Source organism: Leifsonia sp. Root1293, assembly GCF_001425325.1.
GTDB lineage: Bacteria > Actinomycetota > Actinomycetes > Actinomycetales > Microbacteriaceae > Orlajensenia.
The window spans coordinates 888,628-912,622 of the sequence record NZ_LMEH01000002.1 but is presented as its reverse complement, the minus strand read 5'-3'; the positions used below and the strand labels follow the sequence as shown (position 1 = coordinate 912,622).

Here is a 23,995-nt window from a genome sequence, read left to right as displayed (position 1 = left end):
CCGTCCCGCTCGCTGAGGACCGAGCGAAGCGACCGTCCGAAGCGCTCCCCATCGGCGCTTCGGACGCGGACTTCGTCCGGTCCTCAGCGAGCGAGTACCTCAGCGAGCGGGCGCGGCCGGCGGTGCCGTGCTCTCGCGCACGACGAGGTTCGTCGCCAGGTCGATGCGCGGAGTTCCCGTGAACGTCTCCGTGCTCATCTGGATCGCGATGCGCGTCGCCTCCTCGGCCATGCGCCGCAGCGGCTGGTGGATCGTCGTCAGTCGCGGGCTCACCCACTGCACCAGCGGGATGTCGTCGTAGCCCACGATGGACAGGTCCTCCGGGACGCGCAGCCCCCGAGCGCGGGCGACCTCGAGCACTCCGAGGGCCTGGAGGTCGCTTCCCGCGAAGATGGCCGTCGGCGGCTCCTCGAGCGCGAGCAGTTCAGCGGCATGCGTTCGCCCTCCCGTGACGTGGAAGTCGCCGAAGCGCACCCAGTCGGGATCGACCGGCAGCCCGGCGGAGTTCATCGCCGTCCTGAAGCCGTCGACCCGGGCGAGCGAGCACATCATGTCCTCGGGTCCGGTGATGGTGGCGATGCGCGTGTGCCCGAGTTCGATGAGGTGGCGGGTGGCGAGCAGACCGCCGGACCAGTTGGCCGAACCGACCGACGGCACGTCGGGCGACGGGTCGCCAGCCGGATCGATGATGACGAACGGGATGGCCCGCGACTGCAACCGCTCGCGGTACTCGGGAGCGAGGCCGGAGAACACGAGCACCACGGCGACGGGGCGCCGGCGCATGACGCCCTCGACCCAGGCCGGATCCGGTGCGTGCCTGCTGCCGCTCTCGGTGAGCACGACCGAGAGACCGTGCTCCTTCGCGACGGCCTCGACGCCGGTGATGATCTCCATCGACCACACGCTCTCGAGCTCGTGGAAGACCAGCTCGATGAGGTCGGCCTTGGCGGCGGTGCCCGCACCCCGTCTGGCATAGCCGCGTCGGGCCAGCAGTTCCTCGACGCGCGAGCGGGTGGACGCGGCAACATCAGTGCGCCCGTTGAGCACCTTGGAGATCGTCGAGAGGGAAACTCCCGCCTCCTCGGCGACAGAGGCGAGCGTGACGCGATCGTCGGCGCGGGCTGTCGTCATGTTTCGATCATAGGTTTCGAAACTATCGGCGTGGTTGCATTGCGGCATCCGTCGCTATACGTTGTTCTTAACAACAATTCCGTTCATCGAGGAGCAGGAACATGACCACCCCCACTCGCGCCGACAAGTTCTCCTTCGGCCTCTGGACCATCGGCTACAACGGCACTGACCCGTTCGGCGGCCCCACGCGCAACCCGCTCGACGTCGTGCACGCCGTCGAGAAGCTCTCCGAGCTCGGCGCCTACGGACTCACCTTCCACGACGACGACCTGTTCGCCTTCGGATCGACGGATGCCGAGAGGCAGACGCAGATCGACCGCCTGAAGCAGGTGCTCTCCGACACCGGCCTCATCGTGCCGATGGTGACGACGAACCTGTTCAGCGCGCCGGTGTTCAAGGACGGCGGCTTCACCTCGAACGATCGCGCCGTGCGCCGATTCGCGCTCCGCAAGGTGCTGCGCAACCTCGACCTGGCCGCAGAGCTCGGCGCCAAGACCTTCGTCATGTGGGGAGGCCGTGAAGGCGCGGAGTACGACTCCGCCAAGGACATCCGCTCCGCGCTGGAGCGCTACCGCGAGGCCGTGAACCTGCTGGGCGACTACGTCACCGACAAGGGCTACGACATCCGTTTCGCCATCGAGCCCAAGCCGAACGAGCCGCGCGGCGACATCCTGCTGCCGACGCTCGGTCACGCCCTCGCCTTCATCAGCTCGCTCGAGCGCCCCGAGCTCGTCGGTCTCAACCCCGAGGTCGGACACGAGCAGATGGCCGGTCTCAACTTCGCGGCCGGCATCGCCCAGGCGCTGTACCACGACAAGCTCTTCCACATCGACCTCAACGGCCAGCGCGGCATCAAGTACGACCAGGACCTCGTGTTCGGGCACGGCGACCTGCACAACGCCTTCGCCCTGGTCGACCTGCTCGAGAACGGCGGCCCGAACGGCGGTCCGTCCTACGACGGCCCGCGTCACTTCGACTACAAGCCGAGCCGCACCGAGGACGAGAACGGGGTCTGGGACTCGGCGGCCGCGAACATGCGCACCTACCTGCTGCTCAAGGAGCGGGCGGCAGCGTTCCGCGCCGACCCCGAGGTGCAGGAGGCGCTGGCGGCCGCCCGCGTCGCCGAGCTCGCGGAGCCCACCCTCGGCGCCGGCGAGAGCTACGACGACCTGCTGGCCGACCGCGCATCGTATGAGGACTTCGACGCCGAGGCCTACCTGGGCGGCAAGGGCTTCGGCTTCGTTCGCCTGCAGCAACTGGCCACCGAGCACCTGCTGGGCGCCCGCTAGCGCTCGCTCGTTCCCGGTTCCGCTGCACGGTTCCGGCTCGTCTCACTTCGGCAGGCTCGATTCAGCGAATCGAGCCTGCCGACGTGGTCCAGCCCTGCTCCTGCGCACCATCACTGAAAGAGTGAACCCATGACTCTCGTCGCCGGCGTCGACTCCTCGACCCAGTCCTGCAAGGTCGTCATCCGCGACGCCTCCACCGGAGCGCTCGTCCGCTCGGGGCGGGCGCCGCATCCCGATGGCACCGAGGTCGACCCCACCGCCTGGTGGGGAGCGCTGCTCTCGGCGTTCAGTGACGCCGGCGGGCTGGACGGCGTCGAGGCCATCTCGATCGGCGGCCAGCAGCACGGCATGGTCGTGCTCGACGCCGACGGCAGGGTCATCCGCGATGCCCTGCTCTGGAACGACACCCGTTCGGCGCAGGCAGCCCTCGACCTCATCTCCGAGGTGGGTGCCGAGGAGTACGCCGGCCGCACCGGCGTCGTCCCCGTCGCCTCGTTCACAGCCACGAAACTGCGCTGGCTGCGGGATGCCGAGCCCGACGCCGCGGCTCGTGTCGCTGCCGTCGCACTCCCCCACGACTGGCTGACGTGGCGGTTGTGCGGCTTCGGCCCCGTCGGCGAATCGCCGCTGGGCCCCGTGCTCGAGGAACTGACGACCGACCGGTCCGATGCCAGCGGAACCGCCTACTGGAGCGCCGCGACGGGCGACTACGACCGCGAGCTGTTCGTGCGTGCGCTCGGCCACGATGCCGTTCTGCCCCGGGTCCTCGGCCCCTCAGAGCGCGCCGGGCTGACGCCGGACGGCATCGTCGTGGGTGCCGGCGCCGGCGACAACGCGGGCGCTGCCCTGGGCCTCGATGCCCAACCGGGCGACGTCGTCGTCTCGATCGGCACCTCGGGCACGGTCTTCGCTGTGACGGATGCCCCGACAGCAGACGCATCGGGCACAGTCGCGGGGTTCGCCGACGCCAGCGGAAACGCCCTGCCCCTGATCGCCACCCTCAACGCCGCGCGCGTGCTCGACGCCGTCGCCGGACTGCTCGGCGTCTCGCACGCCGAGCTCGGCCGACTGGCGCTCGAAGCCGAGCCCGCGGCATCCGGAGCCGTGCTCATTCCCTACTTCGAGGGCGAGCGCACCCCCAACCTGCCCGATGCGACGGCGACGTTCTCCGGTCTCACGCTGGCCAGCACGACGCGGCCGTCGGTCGCGCGCGCGGCCATCGAGGGCATGCTCTGCGGTCTGGCGGATGGACTCGACGCCGTTCGCGGTCAGGGCGTCACGGCGACCCGGCTGCTGCTCATCGGCGGGGCCGCGCAGAACCCCGCGGTGCGTGCCGTCGCCGCCCAGGTCTTCGACGTGCCCGTGGTCGTGCCCGCCGCGGGTGAGTACGTGGCGGACGGCGCTGCCCGACAGGCGGCCTGGGCGCTGACCGGCGAGCGTCCGACGTGGCCGCTCGCGATCGAGGCGGAGCTTCCCCTCGACACGCGCCCGCTCATCCGGGAGCAGTACGCGGCGGCTGCGGCCCGCTCGGCGCGCTGAAGCCGGGCTCAGCCCTGCGCCACCAACCCGTTCAGCAGGGCCGCTCCGGTCGGGGCGTCCTGCACGGTGACCACGATGGGCCCGCCCGACACCCTCTCCACCTGCATCGCCGGACCTGACGCGAGCACGACACCGCGGCGCCCTCGTGAGTCGAAGCGCATGCCCCAGCCGCCGAACTCGGCGAGCGGGTCGACGGTGATCGACGCCGCGGACACGACATCGGCAAGCCTGACGCGCAGCATCCGGAAGCCGAGCAGCGAGCGCACGACCAGGCCGGATCCGTCGACGGTGACCCTGGCCACGAGCAGCAGCGAGATCAAGGCGGCGAGGAGCAGCAGCAGCGCGCTCGACCACCACATCGCCGGGTCGAGGAACACCGGCATGAGGCCGAGCGCTCCGACCGCGACGGGCACGCCGAGGATCCCGCGCGGCGCGGACACGGTGCGCGTCCAGACCGCTCGCTCACCCGGCTCGAGCGCGACGGCGGGTTCCGGCGACGGGGCCGACGGATGCGAGCCGCGCGATGGGAGCACGAGCCACGTCAGAAGACCGGTGACGGCAGCGGCACCCACGGCCGCGGCGAAGATCCAGAACAGGCCGCCGGCTTCGGTGGCGTCGTCGAGGCCCACCTGAATGCCGAGCGAACCGGCGATGATCACGCTGAGCAACACAGCGAACACGGGTGAGAAGACCACCGTCAGCCGAACGGATGCCGGTGCAGCCCCATGAGCGACGGAGCGCAGCGCGATGTAGGTCATGAGCACCGAGAACACCACGCCGATCACGGCGAGCAGCCCGATGGCCGCCCACGGGCTTCCGAAGGCGTCGGGCTCACCGCTCGGCCCCCAGTGCGTGGCCACGGGATCGGGAAGCCGGGGCAGCCAGCCGATCATCAGGGCGACGGATGCCGCGACCACGCCGAGCGGAAGCACCAGGCCGACGAGCACGATGACGCGACGTTCGGAGCGCTTCTCGACCGCGGCGCCGTCGGGCGATGCGGAGGGTGCGGGGCGACCCGATCCACGCGGGTCGGTCGGGTCGGTCGGGTTGCTGGGTCTGCTCATCGGCTGAGCTCCTCTCTCACCAGGGCGATCACTGTGTCTGAGGCGAGTCCGCGGGAGCGGGCCTCGCTGACGAGATCGGTGACGATCCGTTGGACGGCCCCGAGATCGGGACCGCCGATGACCACGGCGCCGCGACCACGGCGCAGTTCGATGAGCCCCTCGTCGCGGAGCTCCTGATAGGCGCGCAGCACCGTGTGCAGGTTGATGTCGAGGGAGTTCGCGAGCTCCCGAGCCGACGGCAGCCTCTCGCCGCCCGCCAACCGTCCTCCGAGGATCTCGGATCGCACAGCGCGCACGATCTGCTCGAAGAGCGGCACGGCCGAGGCCGGGTCGATACGGATGATCATGCGGCCATCTTATTCTATTTTCAATAGAACAACTAGCCAGCAAGAGTCCTTTCCTCGCTTCTCCCTCACACACGCTGATCGAGTAGCCCGCGAGCGCAGCGAGCAGGCGTATCGAGATCACGCCGCGCCTCGACGCCACCCGAGCACCGCCACCCGAATGTGGTCTCGATACGCGACCTCGCTGCGCTCGGGCGCTACTCGACCAGCGGATGAGGCCGCCCGACGGATACCCGATCGCCACCTGTGGCCGCACGCCACGTCACAGAGCGACCACAACTGGCGAGCGGCCGGCGGAGCAGCGCCGCTCAGGCGACGAGCGTGCGCGCGAGCTCGGCTCCGGCCTCGCTCAGCCACCGGGCGGGCTCGGCCCGCGCCGCTGCGCTGTCCCCGGCGAGGTCGGTGAGCGAGACGGATGCCGCGAACGCCGAGGCATCGCCCTCGATCGAGCCGGCGACCAGCGCGACGGCGATCGCCTCTGCCGCCGCTTCGGCGACCGCATCCAGAACGTACGACGGCACCTTTCCCGCCAGCGACTGGTGGTCGAAGCGGCCTTCTCCCGTGATCACCACGGATGCACTCGACAGCGCCCCGGGGAGCCCGAGCGCCGCCCCAACGGCCGCGGCACCGGGCGCGATCGTCGCACCCCAGGCCAGCAGGCCGAAACCGGTCCCGCCGGCGGCACCGGCTCCCGGGGTCGCCGCATCCGCATGGACGCGGAGATCAGAGAGAGCCACGAGCGACGCCCAGCGGGCGAGCCCCTGCTCGAGCGCCTCGATCTCCGCCGGAGTCGCTCCCTTCTGCGGCCCGAAGACCACGGCGGCTCCCCGCTCCCCCAGCAGCGGGTTGTCGACGTCGCTGAGGATGACCGCCCCACCGGGCGGCAGTGGTCGCAGACCCGTGCCATCGATCGAGGCCAGGTGATCGAGACCTCGATTCCCGACCCGGATCGGCCGCCCGGCCGCATCGCCGAGGTCGAGGCCGAGGGCGGCCAAGGCGCCGGCTCCCCCGTCGGTCGATGAACTCCCACCGAGGGCGAGCAGCAGGCGATCGACTCCGGCGTCGAGTGCTGCGGCGATGGCCTGCCCGAAGCCGAAGCTGTGCGCGTCGAAGGGCAGCAGCGGATCGAGCAGCGTGATGCCCGAGGTGCTCGCGAGCTCCACCACCCCCGTCGGCCCGTGATCGCCGGCTTGCGGCAGCCACAGCCACGACGTCTCGACGGCGCGTCCGTCTGGACCGTCGACCGTGACCGGCATGCGGCGGGATCCGGGCACGGCGAGCTCGAAGGCATCGAGCGTCCCCTCCCCGCCGTCGGCCATCGGCACCAGCCTGAGTTCGTCGGCGGAGCGCACCGAGGCCCAGCCTTCGGCGAGCGCCCGGGCGGCATCCGCAGCGCTGATCGTTCCCTTGAAGGAATCGGGGGCGATGACGATCACGGTCATGGTGTCACTCCTGCTCGCGACGAGTCAGCCCCGACATCCGCGTCGCTCGTCGGCCCTGCGCTCATCGCTGCGCTCACTCCCGCGGCGGCGCCCCGATCGCGCGCACCTGGCGCCGCGCCTCGTCGATGGTCTCGAGCACCGCGATGGAGCGACGCAGCGGGTGCAGCGCCGACTGCGTGCGTCCCTCGCTGATCTCCCGGGCCACGGATGCCGCCTGCCAGGCGAGCCCGTCTCTCCCTTCGAGGCCGGTCTCATCCCGCCAGAGGAGCTCTGCACCGTCCGGTGCGACGAGAGCGAAGCTGCCGGGCATGAGGAACAGCGGATCGATCTCGATGCGCGCTCTGGTTCCGAAGATGCGCGCCTCGGCCGTGGTCTGCACGAAGAGGGAGGTGCTGAGCAGGGCCTGGGCGCCCTGGTCGCCGTCGAGCACGAGTGAGGTCTGGCCGTCGACGCCCGTGGCCGCCAGGGTCCCGGTGGCCGTGATCTCGGTGGGGGCGCCGAGCACGAAGTGCGCGAACCAGACGGGATAGATCCCGAGGTCGAGCAGCGCACCGCCACCCAACGCTGGATCGAAGACCCGACTGCTCGGATCGAACGTCGGCTTGCCGCCGAAGTCGGCCGTCACGAGCTGCACGTCGCCCAGCACCCCGTCTGCCAGCAATGAGTTGATCACCGTCGTCTGAGGCAGGAACCTCGACCACATCGCCTCCATGGCGAACACGCCGGCGGCCTCGGCGGCCGCGGCCACCTCTCGCGCCTCTGCCGCCGAGGTGCCGATCGGCTTCTCCACCAGCACGTGCTTTCCTGCGGCGATGGCCAGCAGTGCCAGAGTGCGGTGCTCGGTGTGCGGTGATGCGATGTAGACGATGTCGACGGCCGGATCCGTGACCAGCACCTCGTAGGAGTCGTACCAGCTGGCGATGCCATGAGCGGCCGCGAAGCGCTCCGCGCGCTCGGCACTGCGCGACGCGACGGCCACCACCCGCTGGTCGGTGTTCGCGTGCAGGGTGCCGACGAAGGCGTTCGCGATCATGCCCGGCGCGAGCACACCCCAGGCCAGGGTCGGGCCACCACGCAACGGGGCCGCCGTGGAGACCGGGAGGGTCCGGGGAAGAGAGGTCATGAACGCGATTGTAGGGGCGTGGCCCCACTCGGCGCAGGAGTGCCAAGGCTCGACCGCAAGCGGAACCGTCGCAGAAAACTGAGGAAACCTCTGCGCGTCAGCGGCCCTTTAGCAGGAAGTCCGAGGCCCGGCCACCCCATTCGAAGAATCCCCACGATGTGCCACGATAGGCGAGGCCCAAACGGGAACCCCCTCAACAGGGGTGACCGTGAAGCGGGCCACACGGAGGGCGTCGGTCACAAGTCGGCTCCCACAACAGAAAACGGGAACAACAGAACATGAATCTTCTTCTCATCATCGTCGCCGTCGTCGCCGTCATCCTGCTCTTCACGGGTGGGTTCGTCTCGGCCCTCAACTGGCTGATCTGGGTCGGAATCATCCTGCTCGTCATCGCGGTCATCGCCTGGCTGCTGCGCGTCATCAGCGGACGCAAGTCCGTCTGATCCATTGAACTGAGGAAGGGCCCGTGCGCATCGCGCACGGGCCCTTCTCTCGTTCAGGGGCGCAGCTCTCGTTCGAGCGGCATCTCCCCGCTACCCGCTCAGCCGGCACAGGCGGCAGGAACGCAGTGTCTCAGCGCGGTACCTCGACGGCCGTGATTCCCGAGAAGTTCAACCAGACCTTGTCATCGGACTCCACGATGGTGGCCAGCACGTTGTCGCAGCTCGCGCAGCGCACCACGGTGCCCGGCCGCCCCTCCCAGACCATCGCCCTGGCGAGCACGTCGATCGTGCCGCAACCGGCGCATCGAGCCGACGCCGTCGTCGGGTCGAAACGGAACAGCTCCGAGAGCACACCGGCCAGGGAATTGCCGTCGAGGTGGGTCATGACGTTCCTCCGAAGCGTTCCGTGCGGATGGATCGCGGGTCGTGGCCCAGGTCCACGAGCCACTCGGCGACGGTCTCGACGAACGCCGTCGACCCGCACAGGTACACGCGCGGGTTGTCGGATGCTGGGAAGACCGACGATTCCACGACCTCACGAGTGATGCGCGCCGGAGTGACGGGCCAGCCGTCGGGTGCGCGTCGGGTGTAGATGAGGTCGACACGCAGGGCAGGGGCCCCGGCGTCGTCCTCGAGCACGTCGGGGAAGAACACATCCTCGGGAGTTCGCACCGAGTACAGCAGGCGGAACGGCGTCGGATCGTCAGCGGCCACATGCGAGCGGATCATGGCGACGAGGGGCACGACCCCGGATCCGCCACCGATCAGCTGGACGGGGCGCGGGGATGCCGGCCCGTGCTCGGCCGCTGCTCCATCGGCCGCGGCATCCGGAGCTGCATCCGGCTCCCAGACGAACCAGCCGCCCAGGGGGCCGTGGATCTCGAGCATGTCGCCGACCATGAGGTCGTCGACGAGGAACGGCGACACCTCACCGTCGGGGAGCTTGTCGACGGCGAGGTCGACACGGGTGCCTGGCCCGGCCGAGGCGATCGAGTACGACCGTGTCGCCGAGTAGCCGTCTGGGGCGGTGAGTCGGATGTCGAGGTGCTGCCCGGCGATGTTGCCCGGCCAGCCGTCCACGTCGATGATGATGCGCCGGGCGCTCGGCGTCTCCGAGTGGACCTCTGCCACCGTGCCGACGCGCCAGGCTGTGTCGGATGCGCCACTCACCAGTAGCGTTCCTCTTTCCAGGGGTCGCCGTGGATGTGGTAGCCGGACTGCTCCCAGAATCCGGGCTCGTCATCGGCCATCATCACGAGGCTGCGCACCCACTTCGCGCTCTTCCAGAAGTACAGGTGCGGAACGATGAGCCGCGCGGGCCCACCGTGCTCGGGGTCGAGCGGCTCGCCGTCGAACTCGAAGGCGATCCAGGCCTGGCCGTTGAGCAGCTCGTCGAGCGGCACGTTGGTCGTGTACCCGCCGTAGCTGTGCGCCATCACGTAGTCCTGGCTGGTCTCGACGTCGGCGAACAGGGTGTCGAGCGAGACGCCGCGCCACGTCGTTCCCAGCTTCGTCCAGTGGGTCACGCAATGGATGTCGGTCGTGACCTCGTCGATCTTCTCCGCCATGAGCTGCTCCCACGACCACGTGTGCGGTTCACCGCTCTCGGGCACGATGGAGAACTCCCACTCTGCGGTGTCGATGCGCGGCGTCGGGCCTGCGGAGAGCACCGGGAAATCGCCGACCTCGGTCTGCCCGGGCGGAATCCGAGGATCACGGTCACGGGAGCGTCCGGAGAAACCTCGAGTGATGAACGACATCGGATCCCCTTTCGAGTCCCGCAACGAAAAAGACGGGAGTTCACTCACGATAGTGACGCTGAGGGAGCGCTGTCACGCAATGGTTGCGAGATTGATCGTAGGGTTGAGCAATGACGCCGATCACGCTCGGAATCCCCGCCGTGCGGCGAGATCCGTCCTCCGCGCCGTCCACTCTCGGTCGACCGGATGTGCCCGGGCTCCTCGATCGCTTCGGTCGGGTCGCGCAGGACCTCCGCATCTCCGTCACCGAGAAGTGCTCGCTGCGCTGCACCTACTGCATGCCTGCCGAGGGCCTGCCGTCGATTCCGCGCAACGACCTGCTGACGGCATCCGAGATCGCCAGGCTCGTGGGCATCGCCCACCACGACCTCGGCGTGAAGGAGGTGCGCTTCACCGGCGGCGAGCCGCTCACCCGGGCCGACATGGTGGAGATCATCGCGCGGTCGCATGAGATCGCTCCGGCCATCCAGATCGCCATGACCACCAACGGCATCGGCCTGGACCGCAAGGCCGAGGCGCTCGTCGCCGCCGGCCTCACGCGCATCAACGTGTCGCTCGACACCCTGGACCGCGAGCACTTCATCCGTCTCACCCGGCGCGACAGGCTCGACGCCGTGCTCGCCGGCATCGCTGCTGCTCACGCCGCCGGGCTCACTCCCCTCAAGATCAATGCCGTGCTGATGCGCGAGACCCTGCACGACGCCGCAGAGCTGCTGGCGTGGGCCGTCGCCCACGATTGCCGCCTGCGCTTCATCGAGCAGATGCCGCTCGACGCCGACGAGACCTGGCGCCGCGACAACATGGTCGATGCCGCCGAGCTGCTGGCCGTGCTCGGTGAGCGCTTCGTGCTCACCCCCGTCGCACGGGAGGATCCGTCGGCACCGGCCGAGCAGTGGACCGTCGACTGCGGGCCGGCGACGGTCGGCATCATCGCCTCGGTCACGCGGTCGTTCTGCTCAGCCTGCGACCGCACCCGCGTCACGGCCGAGGGAACAGTGCGCTCCTGCCTGTTCGGCGACGACGAGACCGATCTGCGCGGCCTGCTGCGGAACGGCGCGACGGATGCCGAGATCGCCGACCGCTGGCGCGCCGCCATGTGGAACAAGCAGGCGGGCCACGGCATCGACGCGGCCGACTTCCATCGACCCGTGCGGTCGATGGGCGGGATCGGCGGCTAGAGGTGGTCGACGTGCACGTGCGCTACTTCGCTGCCGCAGCCGAGGCGGCCGGGCGTGAGGAGGAGGTGCTCGATGTGGACTCCGACGCCACGGTGGGCGACCTCGGCTCCGCTCTCGTCTCGCGCTACGGCCCCGTGATGGCCAGGGTCGTGTCCTCGGGCTCGTTCCTGGTCGACGGCCTCGCGACCCGCGATCCGCTCCGTCGACTCGGTGCTCGGGTCGATGTGCTGCCGCCGTTCTCGGGCGGCTAGGGCGCGCCCGCTGATCGAGTAGGCGCCCGTACCCGTTGATCGAGTAGGCCGCGCGCGCAGCGAGCAGCCGTATCGAGATCACCCTGTCCCGGCGACCCCTCGGGCAGGCGCCAGCGCCGAACCATGGTCTCGATACGCGACCTCGCTTCGCTCGGGCGCTACTCGACCAGCGAGGGGGGCAGCATTCTCGCCATTCCCGCTGATCGAGTAGGCAGCGAGCGCAGCGAGCAGCCGTATCGAGATCACCCTATGCCGGCGGCCCCTCGGGCAGGCGGCAGCGCCGAACGATGGTCTCGATACGCGACCTCGCTGCGCTCGGGCGCTACTCGACCAGCGGCGGAGGGGGACTCGACCGGAGGGGAGGCGACGACCCCCTACAGGTTCACCCACTCCGTCGTGCCCGTCGCCAGATGCTGGCGCTTCCAGATGGGCGTGCGCTCCTTGATCCGGTCGACGAGAGCGGAGCAGGCGGCGAACGAATCGGCGCGGTGTGCTGACGCGACACTCGCCACCAGGGCGACATCGCCGATGCCCAGCCGTCCGACGCGATGCGCCGCGGCCACCCGCACGCCGAACTCCTCGGCGATCTCCTCGCACACTGTGCGCAGGAACGCCTCGGCATCGGGGTGCGCCTCGTAGTCGAGCAGCTCGACGCTCTCGCCGTGGTCGTGGTCGCGGATGATGCCCTCGAAGGTGACCATCGCGCCGTCCTGCGGGGTGAGCACGAAGGCCTCGATGGCGGCGCGGTCGAGTCGATCGGACGTGACGGTGGCGAGGACCTCAGGCATGGTGCCCTCCGTGCCCGCCACCGGCCAGCTGGTCGACAAGGTGCGGCAGCACCTCGGCGAGCACGGCCAGGCCGTCACGCACTCCGCCGGGCGACCCGGGCAGGTTGACGATGATGGTGTCGCCGGCGAGTCCCGCGACGGCGCGGCTGAGCGCTGCCGTCGGCGTCACGGCGCGGCCGGCCGCCCTGATCGCCTCGGCGATCCCGGGAAGTTCCCGATCGAGCCGGGCACTGGTGGCCTCCGGGGTCCGGTCCTGCGGATGCAGCCCGGTGCCTCCCGTCGTCAGGATGATGCGCGGCGAGCCCGCGAGCGCCTCGTCCAGCGCCGACGCGATGTCGGCGTCGGCCACGACGACCGGAGCCTCGATCGCATATCCGGCCGCCTGCAGCCAGTCGACGATCACCGGACCCGTCGCATCGGTCGAGGTGCCCGCAGCGGCGCTGGTCGAGGCCACGATGACGACGGCGGAACCGAGCGATGCGACAGGAGCGTCCGGTGCGGCATCCGGCGCGACATCCGCTGAAGCCCCAGGCGCGGCACCAGGTGCCGCCGCGTCGACGAGCAGGTCGCCGGAGGCACCCTCGGCCACCCAGTGCCCGCGCTTGCCGCCGGTCTTCTCGAGCAGTCGGATGCTGCCGAGCTCGGCGCCGGGGTCGACGGCCTTCACCATGTCGTGCAGCGTGAGTCCGGCGATGGCCACGGCGGTGAGGGCTTCCATCTCGACGCCGGTGCGGCCGGTGACCGAGACCTGCGCGCGGATGTCGATCGAGTCCTCGTCGAAGCCGAACTCGATCGTCACCGAGTCGAGCGGGAGCAGGTGGCAGAGCGGGATGAGCTCGCTCGTGCGCTTGGCACCCTGGATGCCCGCGATCCGCGCGGTCGCGAGAACGTCGGCCTTGGGCATGCCGTCGGCGATCACCAGCGCTACCACCTCCGGCGTCGTCGTGAGACGTCCGGTGGCGACAGCGACACGACGGGTGACGGCCTTGCCGCCGACGTCGATCATGCGGGCTCGGCCCTGGTCGTCGACGTGGCTCAGCGCCGCGGCATCGTGGTGTTCGTGGTGATCGGTCATAGCTCCAACACTTCCACGAGATCGCCGGCCGCCAGAGCAGCGACGGCCTCCGGCACGATCACGAGCACGTCGGCGGCCGCGAGGGCCGCGACGAGATGCGAGCCGGGCCCGCCGACGAGTTCCACCCTGCCGTCCCGCATCCGCCGCCCCCGGAGGTACTGGCGGCGGCCGACGATGGAGGTGACGGATGCCGCCAGCGTGCGGTGCTCTCGAAAGGCGACGGGCAGGCCGGCGATCTCTCGCAGCACCGGCGCCACGAAGAGCGCGAACGACAGCTGGCTGCTCACGGGATTGCCCGGGAAGCAGATGACGGGCAGTCCGCGATAGCTCGCCGTGGCCTGCGGACCGCCGGGCTGCATGGCGACGGCGCCGACCCAGGCTCCGAGAGGTTCGAGCAGGTCGCGCACGACCTCGTGCTCCCCCATGGAGACCCCACCGCTCGTGAGCAGCAGCTCGGCGCCGGCGTCGATGGCCGCATCGAACCTGGCTCGCAACTCCGCGGCGTCGTCGCGTACGCGGGCAGCCGAGACGACCACGGCTCCGGCAGCCGTGACGGCGGCCTGCAGCGCAATGCCGTTGGAGTCGGGAATCTGACCGGATCCGAGTGCCTCCCCCGGAGCGACCAGCTCGGAGCCCGTGCTCACGACAGCGACCCGCACGCGTGACCGCACGGCCACCTCGGTGAGACCCGACGCGGCGAGGGCGGCCAGGTGCCGCGACTCGAGCAGCACTCCGGCGCCAAGCAGCTCGGCCCCGGCGCGCAGGTCGGAGCCCGCCTCGCGCACGTACTCCCCACGCTCGCGAGCTCGCAGGATCGTGACTGAGGCGCCGTCGACACTCGTGTCCTCGACCGGGACCACGGCATCCGCGCCAGCAGGAATCGGCGCGCCCGTCATGATCCGGGTCGTCGTGCCCGGCTCGAGCGTCGGCGGCTCACCGGGAGCGGCGGCGACCTCGCCGACGACGGGCAGCGCGACGGGCGCCCCTACCACCTCGGCGGAGCGCACGGCGAACCCGTCCATCTGGGAGTTCCGGAAGGGTGGCAGGTCGATGGCGCTGCGGATGGCGCCGGCCGTCGCCCGGCCGCGCGCGTCGAGGAGGGGCAGGGTCTCCGCAGCACCTCGATCGCGGAGCGGCGCGAGGAGTTCTGCGACCCGTTCGACGTGCTCCTCGACCGGAATGCGTTCGCCCATCAGGTCCACCCAGCCATCAGCGCCGCCTCGTCATCAGTACCGCTTCATTCCCGGGTCGACGGATGCCGCCCAGTCCTCGATGCCGCCGGCGAGATGCGACGCCTGGGCGAAGCCGCTCTGCTCGAGGTACACCAGGGCGTGGGCCGATCGCACCCCGTGGTGGCAGTACACGACGACCGGTGCGGAGGGATCCAGTTCGCCGACGCGGGAGCCGAGCTCGCCGAACGGGATGCGGATGGACCCGGGAAGCTCCGCGATCTCGGCCTCCCAGTCCTCGCGCACGTCGAGAAGCACGGGCGGCTGAGCACTCGCGAGCATCGTCGCCAGCTCCTCCGCGGAGTACGACCGCGGCCGGGAGGGCGGGGCTGCGGACGCCCGGGAGTCGGACGCCGGCTCGGCGGAGCGGTCGCCCGACACGCTCCGGGCAGGGTCCCGGGAGTACGGCACTTCACGGGTGCGTCCGGTGAGCGCGTCGTACACGGCGACACGGCCGAGCAGAGGCTCCCCGATGCCCGTGAGCAGCTTCACGGCCTCCGCGGCCATGAGCGCGCCGGCGACGCCGCAGACCATGGGCAGCACTCCGGTCAACTCGCAGCTGTCGCCGTCATCGGCCGGCTGCTCGGGGAACAGGTCGCGGTAGTCGATGCCGTGGGCGTCCCACGCGACGCCGACCTGCGCTCCGTAGCCGACGGCCGAGCCCCAGACCAGCGGGATGCCGAGCGCGGCAGCGGCGTCGTTCGCCGCGTACCGGGCATCGATGCTGTCACTGCCGTCGATCACGAGGTCGACGCCATCGAGCAGGGCCGAGGCGTTCTCGACGGTGAACAGCACGGCATGGCGGACGATCCCGAGCTCGGGTGCGAGGCGGGCTGCGGCGTCGGCGGCCGAGTCGACCTTGGGCCGGCCGACGTCTGCCACTCCGTGAGCGGTCTGGCGGGGCAGGTTCGTCTCATCGACGGTGTCTGGATCGACGAGCGAGAGCGTGCCGATGCCCACCGCGGCGAGCGCCGGGATCACGGCGCTGCCGAGGCCGCCGGCGCCGATGACGAGCACATGCGCGTCGGCGAGCGCGCGCTGGCCGGCGAGGCCGAAGCCGGCCAGGACATGCTGGCGCGCGAAACGCCGGGACGACGGATCGACGCTCGGAGCCATACGCCGATTCTGACACGGGACACCGGCACCATCGGCCGGCCCTGAGCCCGGCTCTGCTCGCTGAGGCCCGGACGCAGTCCACGCTCTCTGCTCGCTGGGGCCCGAACGCAGTCCGCTGCCGAAGCGCTCCGCCGTGCGGCGCCGCGCTGCGCTACGCGCCGCCGTGACCTACGCTGCTGCCATGAGCCCTCTCGTGCGCCGCGTGCTCGCCCCGAATCCGGGCCCGATGACGCTCGACGGCACCAACTCCTACGTGATCGCGAGCCCGACGGCCGAATCCGTCATCGTGGTCGATCCCGGCCCCGACGACGACGCGCATCTCGCAGCCCTTGCCGCCTTAGGGAGCGTCGGGCTCATCCTGCTGACCCACCACCATGCCGATCACGCCGACGGCATCGATACCCTCGTGGCACTCACCGGCGCTCCCGTGCGCGCGGTCGATCCCGCCCTGTGTCGAGATGCCCCTCCTCTCGCCGACGACGAGCTCATCGAGTCCGCGGGAGTGCGGTTGCGCGTCCTCGCGACGCCAGGCCACACGGCCGACTCGGCCTGCTTCCACCTGCTCGGCGACACCGGCTCCGACACCCACGGTGCCGTGTTCACCGGCGACACCGTGCTCGGCCGGGGCACCAGCATCATCGCGGACCCCGACGGGGCGCTCGGTCCCTACCTCCGGTCCCTCGAGCGGCTGCAGGAGCTCGGGCCGGTGGGAGTCCTCCCCGGCCACGGTCCGGAGCTCGAGAGCCTCTCCGCGGTCGCCGCCGCCTACCTCGCCCACCGCGCGGGCAGGCTCGCAGAGGTACGGCGTGCCCTCGAGCAGCTCGGCGCCGACGCCACCGCCCGAGCCGTCGCAGACCTCGTCTATGCCGACACGGATGCCGCGGTGCGGCCGGCCGCCGAGGCGTCGGTGCGCGCCCAGCTTCAGTACCTGCGAAGCGGCACAGACTGACGAACGATCCGCAAGCCCCAGAACGAGCAGGTCACGATCGGGCGCCCAATGCCGTTCTTCGCGACGCCATCTGTCAGAGTCGTAGTGAGCGCTGCGTCCACGGGGGTCGGTGAGTGCTCACTGCAGATCCGATGCCCATCGGCGCAGTCTGCGAGGAGAGGGGTGGAGTGTGGCTGATGATCGCTCCGAAGGGTCACGGGGCCGGGCACTGCTTGCCTTCGTCGGCCTGAGCGTCGCTGTCGGCGTTCTCGCCGCCCTCGCCGTCACTCCGGCGCTTGCCGTCGGCGGCCTCGCGGCATCCAGCAGCATCTCGATGTTCGAGAAGCTGCCCGGCTTCCTCCAGATCGGCGATCTCGCCGAGAAGACCAACATCTACGCGACCATGCCCGACGGCACGCAGACGCTTCTGGCTTCGTTCTTCGACCAGGACCGCGAAGAGGTCGACTGGGAGAACGTGTCGGCCTACGCGAGGGATGCCGCCGTCGCGGGCGAGGATCCCCGGTTCTTCGAGCACGGCGGTATCGACATCCAGGGAACCCTGCGCGCCGCTGCCGTGAGTCTCGGCGGCGGGAGCATCCAGGGCGGCTCCTCGATCACGCAGCAGTACGTCAAGAACGTCCTCGTCCAGGAGGCGGTCGCGACCGCCAAGACCCAGGAGGAGGAGGACGCCGCCGTTGCCGCGGCGACCAGGCAGACCCCGGATCGCAAGATCAAGGAGATGCGCCTCGCCATCGGCGTCGAGAAGAAGTACACGAAGAACGAGATCCTGATGGGGTATCTCAACATCGCCTTCTTCGGTGGTCGGGTCTACGGCATCGAGTCGGCCGCGCACTACTACTTCGGCACCACGGCGAAGGACCTGACCCTCGATCAAGCGGCCTCGCTGCTGGCCATCGTGAACAACCCCGAGAAGTTCCGCCTGGACAAGCGAGACAACCCGAAGAACGGGGCGGAGAACGGCTACGCCAACACGCTCTCCCGACGCAATTACATCCTCGACAAGATGCTCGAGCACTCCAAGATCACCGAGGCCGAGCACAGTGCCGCGAAAGCGCTGCCGATCACCCCGAAGATCACCCCGCCGAGCACGGGCTGCGCCACGGCGAAGGGCTCGGCGTACTTCTGCGACTACGTCTATTGGACCATCCGCAACGACGAGGCGTTCGGCGCCACCGAGGCCGAGCGCCTCACCCTGCTGAAGCGGGGCGGGCTCGACGTCTACACGACGATCGACCCCATCATGCAGGGCGCCGCCGAGCAGGCCATGCGCGAACTCGTGCCTGCCACGGCCGAGGGCATCGACCTGGGCGGCTCGAGCGTCTCGGTCGAGGTCGGTACTGGCCGCGTGCTCCAGATGACCCAGAACACGACCTTCTCCGACGACCCCGAGGTGCTGGCGACTCCCGGAACCAGCGCCGTCAACTACAACACCGACGGCGAGTACGGCGGATCGGCCGGCTTCCAGCCCGGGTCGACCTACAAGATCTTCACGCTGGGCGAGTGGATCAAGGAGGGGCACTCCCTCAACGAGTACGTCAATGCGTACAGGCGCTCCGATTGGGGCAGCTTCACCGACAGCTGCCTCGGCGAGCAGTCCGACCCGTCGTGGAACCCCCGTAACGACGGAGGCGAAGGCGGCGGAACGTGGAGTGCGCTGACCAACACCGAGCAGTCCTACAACACGGGCTTCGTGGCCATGGCCAAGGAGCTCGATCTCTGCGGCATCCGCACGATGGCGGAGTCCTTCGGGGTGCACCGTGCGGACGGCAAGCCACTGCAGCAGGGGCCGGCGTCGATCCTCGGCACCAACGAGGTGGCGCCCGTCACCATGGCCGCGGCCTTCGCTGGTGTCGCCGGCAACGGCATGGTCTGCAAGCCGATCGTGATCGACAAGGTGCTGCGCCACGGCGTCGAGATCCCCGTGCCGACGGCCGACTGCGCCCAGAAGGTCGACCCGACGATCACGGCCGCGATGGCGTACGCCATGGAGCGGGTCATGAACGGTGGAACCGGCTCACCCTCCAACGGCAGAACCGACCCCTATTCGCCGATGATCGGCAAGACGGGAACCTCCGACAACGCCGAGGCGACGTGGATGAGTGGAGCCAGCACCAGGGTCGCGACGACTGTGGGAGTCTTCAACGCCAGCGGCCACGTCAACCTGCGCGACACCTATATCAACGGCGAGCAGGCCGCCTTCATCCGTCACCTGATCTGGCCGCGCATCATGTCGACGGCCAACGCGCAGTACCCCGGCGGGGAGTTCCCCGAGCCTGACGACAGCGCCCTCGTGACGGTGACGAGGGACGTTCCCGACGTGCGCGGCAAATCCATCGCCGAGGCGGAGCAGATCATCGAGAACGCCGGCTTCAGCTTCTCAGACGGCGGCGCGCGCGACTCGGAGCTGCCGGCAGGTCAGGTCACGGGAACCGACCCGTCGGGCACCGCGCCACGCGGCTCGCTCATCACGGCGTTCACGTCGAACGGCGCGCTCGTCGTCGTGCCGCAGGTCGACTCCGACCCTCAGAGCGCCGAGAAGACTCTCCGCGATGCCGGGTTCACGGTGAAGACCACGGAACAGACGACGACGGATGCGAAGGCCGTCGGCAGGGTCATCTCCATCGACCCGGCACCCGGCACCGCTGTGGGTGCGGGCTCCACCATCACGATCGTGGTGGGGAAGGCTGCGGAGGAACCCGATCCGACTCCTGAGCCGCCCGAGGGCGACGGCTGAAGCCCCATCGGGTGACCTGGCCGATCGCCTCGAGAGCGATACCCGTGGTCATCTTCGAGGTGCCGTCATGGCGCTCCACGAAGGTGATGGGCACTTCACGGATGTCTGCGCCCGCACGTTCAGCGCGCCAGGCGACCTCGATCTGGAACGCGTAACCGGCGCTCTGCAGCCCGTCGAGATCGAGCGAGTCGAGGAACGGCGCCCGGAAGGCCCGGTAGCCCGACGTGATGTCGTGCAGGTGCGAACGCAGCATCACCCTGGCGTAGGCGGTGGCACTCCGCGAGATGAGCTTGCGATACCACGGCCAGTGCACTGTGCGCCCGCCCGGGATCCAGCGTGCGCCGATGGCCAGGTCTGCTCCCTCGGTGATCGCGGCGATGAGGCGCTCGAGTTCCTCGGGCTGATGCGATCCGTCCGCGTCCATCTCGACGATGATGTCGAATCCGCCCGCGTCCAGCGCATGGTGGAAGCCGGCGATGTAGGCGGGGCCGAGCCCCTCCTTGCCCGCTCGGTGGAGCACCTGCATCCGCGGCTCGGATGCCGCCATCTCGTCGGCCAGGACCCCGGTGCCGTCCGGGGAGTTGTCATCGACGACGAGAACGGAGGGCTTCGGCGGCGATGCCAGCACCCGTTCCACCAGGGGCCGCAGAGAGTCGACCTCGCAGTAGGTGGGCACGACCACCAGCACACGAGGCGCGTTCGCGCTCACAGCGTTCGTCGTTCCGGCTGGCCAGCGCCCATGTCGTTCATCATCCCCATTATCGACGCAGATGGCGCTCGACCATGGCGAGAGCCCGCTCCAGGCGTTCGGGGGGCACAGCGGCCCTGAAGACGATGCCCCACATCTCGGCGAGCCGCTCGGGCAGATCCGCCCGCGCCGTGAAGACCTCGGAGATGATCTGGATGCCGGTGAACGACGGGATGATGAAGCGCGCCAGCATGGCGGGATCGGAGCCGGCGCGCAGGTCGCCGGCTGCGAGTGCCGCCACCAGGATCGCCTCGAAGGTCGCCAGCCAGTGCTCGTACGGGCCGCGGACGGGCGCGTCGAAGGCGGAGGACTCCGTGGTCAGGCGGATGCCGGCCCTGGTGAGCGGATCGCTCTGCAATGAGCGCGCCAGACCGGCCGAGATCGCGACGGCGGTCTCGAGAGCATCCTCGTTCGTGACCACCATGCCCGCGGCCGACCTGGCCGCCGCGGCGTGCTGGGCCTCGATCACGGCGCTGGCCAACTCGTCCTTCGAACTGAAGTGAAAGTACAGGGCGCCCTTGGTCACTCCCGCGGCCGCCGCGATGTCGGCCAGGGACGCCGTCGCGAAGCCGCGCCTGTCGAACGTCTCCGCCGCGCCGACGATGATGCGCTCGCGCGTGGCGCGAGCTCGTTCCTGCGTTGCCATCGGTCTCCTGTCAGCGGGCTGCCGACATGCTAGTCGCGGAAGTCGTGGACCGGACACAGCTTCCGTCTGGCAGAGACCAGCGCACCAGAACGACGCCCCGCATAAGGAAAGGGAAGCCCATGTCCCCCCGGGCTTCCCTTCCGCATCCGCGTGGCGGACGCGTGGCGCAGACCCCCGTACGCGCCACCTCTGCGATCAGCATAATCGAAACAAAACCAGTCGTTCGGAATGTTCTGCTCCCTCGCCATTGTGTTACGCGATCGGGATGCGCGGGTGCCGTGCACCGTCGGCCCCGACCGACTCGTGACGAGATGCGTGCCTTCCGGCACTTCTCAGCGGTAGTTTGTGGTCAGACGCACGGGCGGGCCGGGCGGAACGGGAGACAACCATCATGTTCAACGACTTCTGGGGCTTCGCCTGGGTCTTCTTGTGGGCGTTCGCCTACATCGCCTACCTGTTCGTGCTCATCTACATCCTCGCCGACATCTTCCGCGACAAGACGCTGCACGGCGGGTTCAAGGCGCTCTGGATCATCGCGATGGTGTTCCTGCCCTTCGTCACCGCGGTGGTCTACCTGATCGCCAGGGGCAGGGGCATGAACGAGCGTTCAGCCGCCAGGGCGAACACCGAGATCCTCTCCGAGGACCGCTCCTCGATCCAGGCGCAGTCCTACGCCGACCCGCAGGCGGAGATCGCCAAGGCCGCCGCCCTGCGCGACCAGGGCGTCATCACCGCCGGCGAATTCGACGCGATCAAGGCCAAGGCAGAGGGCAAGAAGTTCTGATCTGAACGGGCATCTCAGACGCGGACCGCGGATGCGGCCGCGTCAGAGTTCGTTCTGACGCGGCACGACGACCTGCTTGATGATGAGCAGGATCGAGGCGGCCACGGGGATGGCGACCAGTGCGCCCAGGATGCCGAGCAGGGATCCGCCGGCGAGTGCCGCGATCACGACGACCGCGCCCGGAACCGACACAGCTCGATTCATGATGCGCGGGCTCAGGATGTAGGCCTCCACCTGCATGTAGATGATGTAGTAGATCGCCGCGGCGATGGCCGTCTGAGGTCCGGAGATCAGGCAGAACGCCACGATGATCACCGAACCGGTGATGGTTCCGACCAGCGGGATGAGCGAGAACGTGAAGGCGATGACCGCCAACAGGATCGCGAACTTCGCCCCGATGATGGTCAGGAAGATGGCGCTCAGGATTCCGTTGCAGAGCGCGAGCGCCACCTGGCCCATGACGTACTTGCCGACGGAGTCGGTGATCTGGTCGGCCAGTTCGCTGAAGCGCGAACGCTTCGTGGCGGGAACCAGCTGGTAGGTGCTGCGCTTGATCGCGGGCAGCGACGACGTGAAGTAGATCGTGAGGATGATCACGATGATCGTGGCGAAGAACCCGCTGATGATGCCGAGGCCGACCTGCAGCACTCCGCCGCCGATCTTCCCGGCGTTGTCCTGGAAATAGGACACGACGGAGTCGAGGTTGTCCTGGTTCACGATCGTCGGGAACTGCTGCTGGGCCTGATGCAGCAGGTCGAGCGCATCGCCGCTCTGCACCCACTTCGTGATGCCCTCGATGGCCTGCGTCGACTGGTCGACGATCACCGGCACGATGGCCCAGACGAGTCCCGCGATCGCCGCCAGCAGCACCACCATGGTGGTGAGCAGGGCGAGCCAGCGCTTGAAGCCTCGGCGTTCGAGGAACGAGATGAGGGGTTCGATGCCGAGCGCCAGGAACAGTGCGGCTCCGATGTAGGTGAGGATCGTCGCGAGTGAGACGATCGACATCAGGATCAGGATGCCGAGCCCGACCCCCAGTGTGCCGATGAGCCCGAGACGGAAGGCGTTCTGGATCTTCATGGCAGCTCCTGCGGTAGGGAATCCCAGTATGGGCTTCTGACCGGCCGAATTCGCTCCCTTGACACGGCGCTTCGCCAGCCGCGTTCTGCGACGGGTGCCGCTGCCGGATGCCGCGTGTCAAGGTCTCGGCATCCGTTGCGCATCGGCGTACGCTCGCACCAGCGGCGGTCACCGGACCGTGGCGGATGAGACGAGGAGCACAACGATGACCGACTCAACATCGACCAACTACCCGGATGAGCAGCCCGGGCGCGAGGCCGACGCAGCCGACGAGGTCGACGAGCAGTCGTTCAATCCCGACGACACTGCCGATGAGCTCGAGGGCGGACGCGGGGAGCAGCCGACAGCGGAGTGAGGTGACCCGCGCCCGGCGCGGGCCTCTACGCCTCGTTCGCTCTGATCAGCACGGCGAGCCTGTCGAGCGCATCCGGAATCACCGAGAGCACGGAGACGTGGCCGTCGTCCGGTCGCGCCCAGAGCTGGGCGTTGGGCAGCAGGCTCAGCATCCATGAGGCGTGCAGGCGCGGCACGACGCGATCGAGGTCGCCCTGCACGAGCAGCACCGGCGCCGCCACCTGCTCGAGATCGAAGCCCCACGGCGAGGTGAATGCCACGTCGTCGTCGATGAGGCCGTCGTCGCCCCACTCCGCCGATCGACCGACGTCATCGCCGAGCGCCGACCATGCCCCGTCGAGGGCGGCGAAGTCGGCGGCGATGAACTGCTCGGGGTCGAACTCGTCGACCTCGGCGAAGGCGGCGCGGCCCGTGCCACCGTCGGCGAGGGCCGACTTCAGTCCTCCCGGGGCGACCATGCCGCCGAACCAGTCGAAGCGCTCCGTGAAGGGCGCGATGCCGGCGATGGTCACGACGCCGCGCACCCGCTCGGGCAGCAGGGCGGCGCAGGCGAGTGCGTGCGGGCCGCCGCCCGATGCTCCCATGACGGCGAACCGCTCGATGCCGATGGCGTCAGCCACCGCCGCGACATCCGCCGCGGCTGAGGCGACGTCGCGTCCGGGGTTCGGGGTCGATCCGCCGTAGCTGGGCCGCCCATAGCTCACCAGGCGGATTCCCCGCTCTCGCGTCGCGGCGAGCACCGGCTCGAGAGGCGCTCCGGTCTGAGGCGAACCGTGATGCCACACCAGGGCGAGGCCGGACCCGGCATCGGCGCCGGTGTCGTAGGCGTGCAGGATGCGGCCGTCTGAGGTGGCGACGTCGAGCTCGGTGGTCATCCGGCGAGTGTAGACGGAAGGCGGGTCGCCGCGCTGGGGTGGGATCATGGTCG

General features: G+C 69.6%; 25 protein-coding genes. 9 read left to right on the top strand and 16 right to left on the bottom strand.

Going from position 1 to position 23,995, the window contains the following annotated elements:
- Nucleotides 1–99 precede the first annotated feature (99 nt).
- Nucleotides 100–1,131, bottom strand: a complete 1,032-nt coding sequence (locus ASC59_RS16115) for a LacI family DNA-binding transcriptional regulator (protein WP_055824994.1) — start codon at nucleotides 1,129–1,131, stop codon at nucleotides 100–102.
- A 101-nt stretch (nucleotides 1,132–1,232) separates the two neighbouring features.
- On the opposite strand from ASC59_RS16115, the gene xylA reads away from it, so the two are divergent.
- Entirely contained in the window at nucleotides 1,233–2,420 is a 1,188-nt protein-coding gene (gene xylA, locus ASC59_RS16110) for a xylose isomerase (protein ID WP_055824991.1), read from the top strand.
- Nucleotides 2,421–2,549: 129 nt separating this feature from the next.
- Nucleotides 2,550–3,959 (top strand): xylulokinase, encoded by a 1,410-nt coding sequence (gene xylB, locus ASC59_RS16105; protein WP_055824989.1) that lies wholly within the window; start codon nucleotides 2,550–2,552, stop codon nucleotides 3,957–3,959.
- An 8-nt stretch (nucleotides 3,960–3,967) separates the two neighbouring features.
- Here the strand turns inward: xylB and ASC59_RS16100 are convergent, their stop codons facing one another.
- From ASC59_RS16100 to ASC59_RS16085, 4 genes are all read right to left on the bottom strand, one after another.
- Nucleotides 3,968–5,023 carry a DUF1648 domain-containing protein gene (locus tag ASC59_RS16100; protein WP_055824986.1) on the bottom strand — a complete coding sequence of 352 codons (1,056 nt, stop codon included), beginning with the start codon at nucleotides 5,021–5,023 and terminating at the stop codon, nucleotides 3,968–3,970.
- Nucleotides 5,020–5,370, bottom strand: a complete 351-nt coding sequence (locus ASC59_RS16095; RefSeq protein WP_055824983.1) for a GntR family transcriptional regulator — start codon at nucleotides 5,368–5,370, stop codon at nucleotides 5,020–5,022. Before ASC59_RS16095 ends, ASC59_RS16100 begins: the two co-directional genes overlap by 4 nt.
- A 305-nt stretch (nucleotides 5,371–5,675) precedes the next feature.
- A complete protein-coding gene (locus ASC59_RS16090) occupies nucleotides 5,676–6,809 on the bottom strand; it encodes a glycerate kinase (protein ID WP_055824978.1) in 1,134 nt (377 codons plus the stop codon).
- Between the two features lie 73 nt (nucleotides 6,810–6,882).
- On the bottom strand, nucleotides 6,883–7,932 hold the full coding sequence (locus ASC59_RS16085; protein WP_055824975.1) for a Gfo/Idh/MocA family protein: 1,050 nt from the start codon (nucleotides 7,930–7,932) through the stop codon (nucleotides 6,883–6,885).
- Nucleotides 7,933–8,210: 278 nt separating this feature from the next.
- On the opposite strand from ASC59_RS16085, the gene ASC59_RS17420 reads away from it, so the two are divergent.
- Nucleotides 8,211–8,375: a DUF4175 domain-containing protein gene (locus ASC59_RS17420; RefSeq protein WP_162243194.1), complete on the top strand. Its 165-nt coding sequence runs from the start codon at nucleotides 8,211–8,213 to the stop codon at nucleotides 8,373–8,375.
- A gap of 130 nt (nucleotides 8,376–8,505) precedes the next feature.
- Here ASC59_RS17420 and ASC59_RS16080 read toward each other — a convergent pair whose 3' ends face one another.
- The 3 genes from ASC59_RS16080 to ASC59_RS16070 are packed head-to-tail and all read right to left on the bottom strand — an operon-like array spanning nucleotide 8,506 to nucleotide 10,135.
- Complete coding sequence (locus tag ASC59_RS16080) at nucleotides 8,506–8,760, bottom strand: DUF6510 family protein (RefSeq protein WP_055824973.1); 255 nt, start codon at nucleotides 8,758–8,760, stop codon at nucleotides 8,506–8,508.
- Nucleotides 8,757–9,545, bottom strand: coding sequence for a ferredoxin reductase (locus ASC59_RS16075; RefSeq protein ID WP_200942412.1), 789 nt, complete (start codon nucleotides 9,543–9,545; stop codon nucleotides 8,757–8,759). The genes ASC59_RS16080 and ASC59_RS16075 overlap by 4 nt, the downstream gene beginning before the upstream one ends.
- Nucleotides 9,542–10,135 (bottom strand): sulfite oxidase-like oxidoreductase, encoded by a 594-nt coding sequence (locus ASC59_RS16070; RefSeq protein ID WP_055824967.1) that lies wholly within the window; start codon nucleotides 10,133–10,135, stop codon nucleotides 9,542–9,544. The genes ASC59_RS16075 and ASC59_RS16070 overlap by 4 nt, the downstream gene beginning before the upstream one ends.
- Nucleotides 10,136–10,245: 110 nt before the next feature.
- Here ASC59_RS16070 and moaA point away from each other — a divergent pair, with 110 nt between their 5' ends.
- Both moaA and ASC59_RS16060 read left to right on the top strand, forming a co-directional pair.
- Nucleotides 10,246–11,313, top strand: a complete 1,068-nt coding sequence (gene moaA / locus ASC59_RS16065) for a GTP 3',8-cyclase MoaA (RefSeq protein WP_055824964.1) — start codon at nucleotides 10,246–10,248, stop codon at nucleotides 11,311–11,313.
- A 2-nt stretch (nucleotides 11,314–11,315) separates the two neighbouring features.
- Nucleotides 11,316–11,564: a MoaD/ThiS family protein gene (locus ASC59_RS16060; RefSeq protein ID WP_055824960.1), complete on the top strand. Its 249-nt coding sequence runs from the start codon at nucleotides 11,316–11,318 to the stop codon at nucleotides 11,562–11,564.
- Nucleotides 11,565–11,938: 374 nt separating this feature from the next.
- On the opposite strand, the gene ASC59_RS16055 is transcribed toward ASC59_RS16060, so the two are convergent.
- Genes ASC59_RS16055 through ASC59_RS16040 form a run of 4 tightly spaced genes read right to left on the bottom strand, consistent with a single transcriptional unit; the run spans nucleotide 11,939 to nucleotide 15,772 of the window.
- On the bottom strand, nucleotides 11,939–12,352 hold the full coding sequence (locus ASC59_RS16055) for a molybdenum cofactor biosynthesis protein MoaE (RefSeq protein WP_055825825.1): 414 nt from the start codon (nucleotides 12,350–12,352) through the stop codon (nucleotides 11,939–11,941).
- Nucleotides 12,345–13,427: a bifunctional molybdenum cofactor biosynthesis protein MoaC/MoaB gene (moaCB, locus tag ASC59_RS16050; RefSeq protein WP_055824957.1), complete on the bottom strand. Its 1,083-nt coding sequence runs from the start codon at nucleotides 13,425–13,427 to the stop codon at nucleotides 12,345–12,347. Before moaCB ends, ASC59_RS16055 begins: the two co-directional genes overlap by 8 nt.
- On the bottom strand, nucleotides 13,424–14,620 hold the full coding sequence (locus ASC59_RS16045) for a molybdopterin molybdotransferase MoeA (RefSeq protein ID WP_055824954.1): 1,197 nt from the start codon (nucleotides 14,618–14,620) through the stop codon (nucleotides 13,424–13,426). The genes moaCB and ASC59_RS16045 overlap by 4 nt, the downstream gene beginning before the upstream one ends.
- 33 nt (nucleotides 14,621–14,653) lie before the next feature.
- Nucleotides 14,654–15,772, bottom strand: coding sequence for a ThiF family adenylyltransferase (locus ASC59_RS16040; RefSeq protein WP_055824951.1), 1,119 nt, complete (start codon nucleotides 15,770–15,772; stop codon nucleotides 14,654–14,656).
- Nucleotides 15,773–15,953: 181 nt separating this feature from the next.
- On the opposite strand from ASC59_RS16040, the gene ASC59_RS16035 reads away from it, so the two are divergent.
- Together ASC59_RS16035 and ASC59_RS16030 are read left to right on the top strand one after the other, a co-directional pair.
- Entirely contained in the window at nucleotides 15,954–16,721 is a 768-nt protein-coding gene (locus ASC59_RS16035; protein WP_055825822.1) for an MBL fold metallo-hydrolase, read from the top strand.
- 169 nt (nucleotides 16,722–16,890) lie between these two features.
- Nucleotides 16,891–19,455 (top strand): transglycosylase domain-containing protein, encoded by a 2,565-nt coding sequence (locus ASC59_RS16030; RefSeq protein WP_055824948.1) that lies wholly within the window; start codon nucleotides 16,891–16,893, stop codon nucleotides 19,453–19,455.
- Here the strand turns inward: ASC59_RS16030 and ASC59_RS16025 are convergent.
- Nucleotides 19,385–20,164, bottom strand: a complete 780-nt coding sequence (locus ASC59_RS16025) for a polyprenol monophosphomannose synthase (protein ID WP_055824945.1) — start codon at nucleotides 20,162–20,164, stop codon at nucleotides 19,385–19,387. The two genes, ASC59_RS16030 and ASC59_RS16025, sit on opposite strands and share 71 nt — an antisense overlap.
- Before the next feature lie 49 nt (nucleotides 20,165–20,213).
- Nucleotides 20,214–20,849, bottom strand: a complete 636-nt coding sequence (locus tag ASC59_RS16020) for a ScbR family autoregulator-binding transcription factor (RefSeq protein ID WP_055824941.1) — start codon at nucleotides 20,847–20,849, stop codon at nucleotides 20,214–20,216.
- Between the two features lie 391 nt (nucleotides 20,850–21,240).
- On the opposite strand from ASC59_RS16020, the gene ASC59_RS16015 reads away from it, so the two are divergent.
- Nucleotides 21,241–21,633: an SHOCT domain-containing protein gene (locus ASC59_RS16015; protein WP_055824938.1), complete on the top strand. Its 393-nt coding sequence runs from the start codon at nucleotides 21,241–21,243 to the stop codon at nucleotides 21,631–21,633.
- 42 nt (nucleotides 21,634–21,675) lie between these two features.
- Here ASC59_RS16015 and ASC59_RS16010 read toward each other — a convergent pair whose 3' ends face one another.
- On the bottom strand, nucleotides 21,676–22,713 hold the full coding sequence (locus ASC59_RS16010; RefSeq protein ID WP_055824935.1) for an AI-2E family transporter: 1,038 nt from the start codon (nucleotides 22,711–22,713) through the stop codon (nucleotides 21,676–21,678).
- A gap of 205 nt (nucleotides 22,714–22,918) precedes the next feature.
- Here ASC59_RS16010 and ASC59_RS17320 point away from each other — a divergent pair, with 205 nt between their 5' ends.
- Nucleotides 22,919–23,068: a hypothetical protein gene (locus ASC59_RS17320; protein ID WP_157488192.1), complete on the top strand. Its 150-nt coding sequence runs from the start codon at nucleotides 22,919–22,921 to the stop codon at nucleotides 23,066–23,068.
- A gap of 25 nt (nucleotides 23,069–23,093) precedes the next feature.
- Here the strand turns inward: ASC59_RS17320 and ASC59_RS16005 are convergent, their stop codons facing one another.
- Nucleotides 23,094–23,942: an alpha/beta fold hydrolase gene (locus ASC59_RS16005; RefSeq protein WP_055824933.1), complete on the bottom strand. Its 849-nt coding sequence runs from the start codon at nucleotides 23,940–23,942 to the stop codon at nucleotides 23,094–23,096.
- Nucleotides 23,943–23,995: the final 53 nt, after the last annotated feature.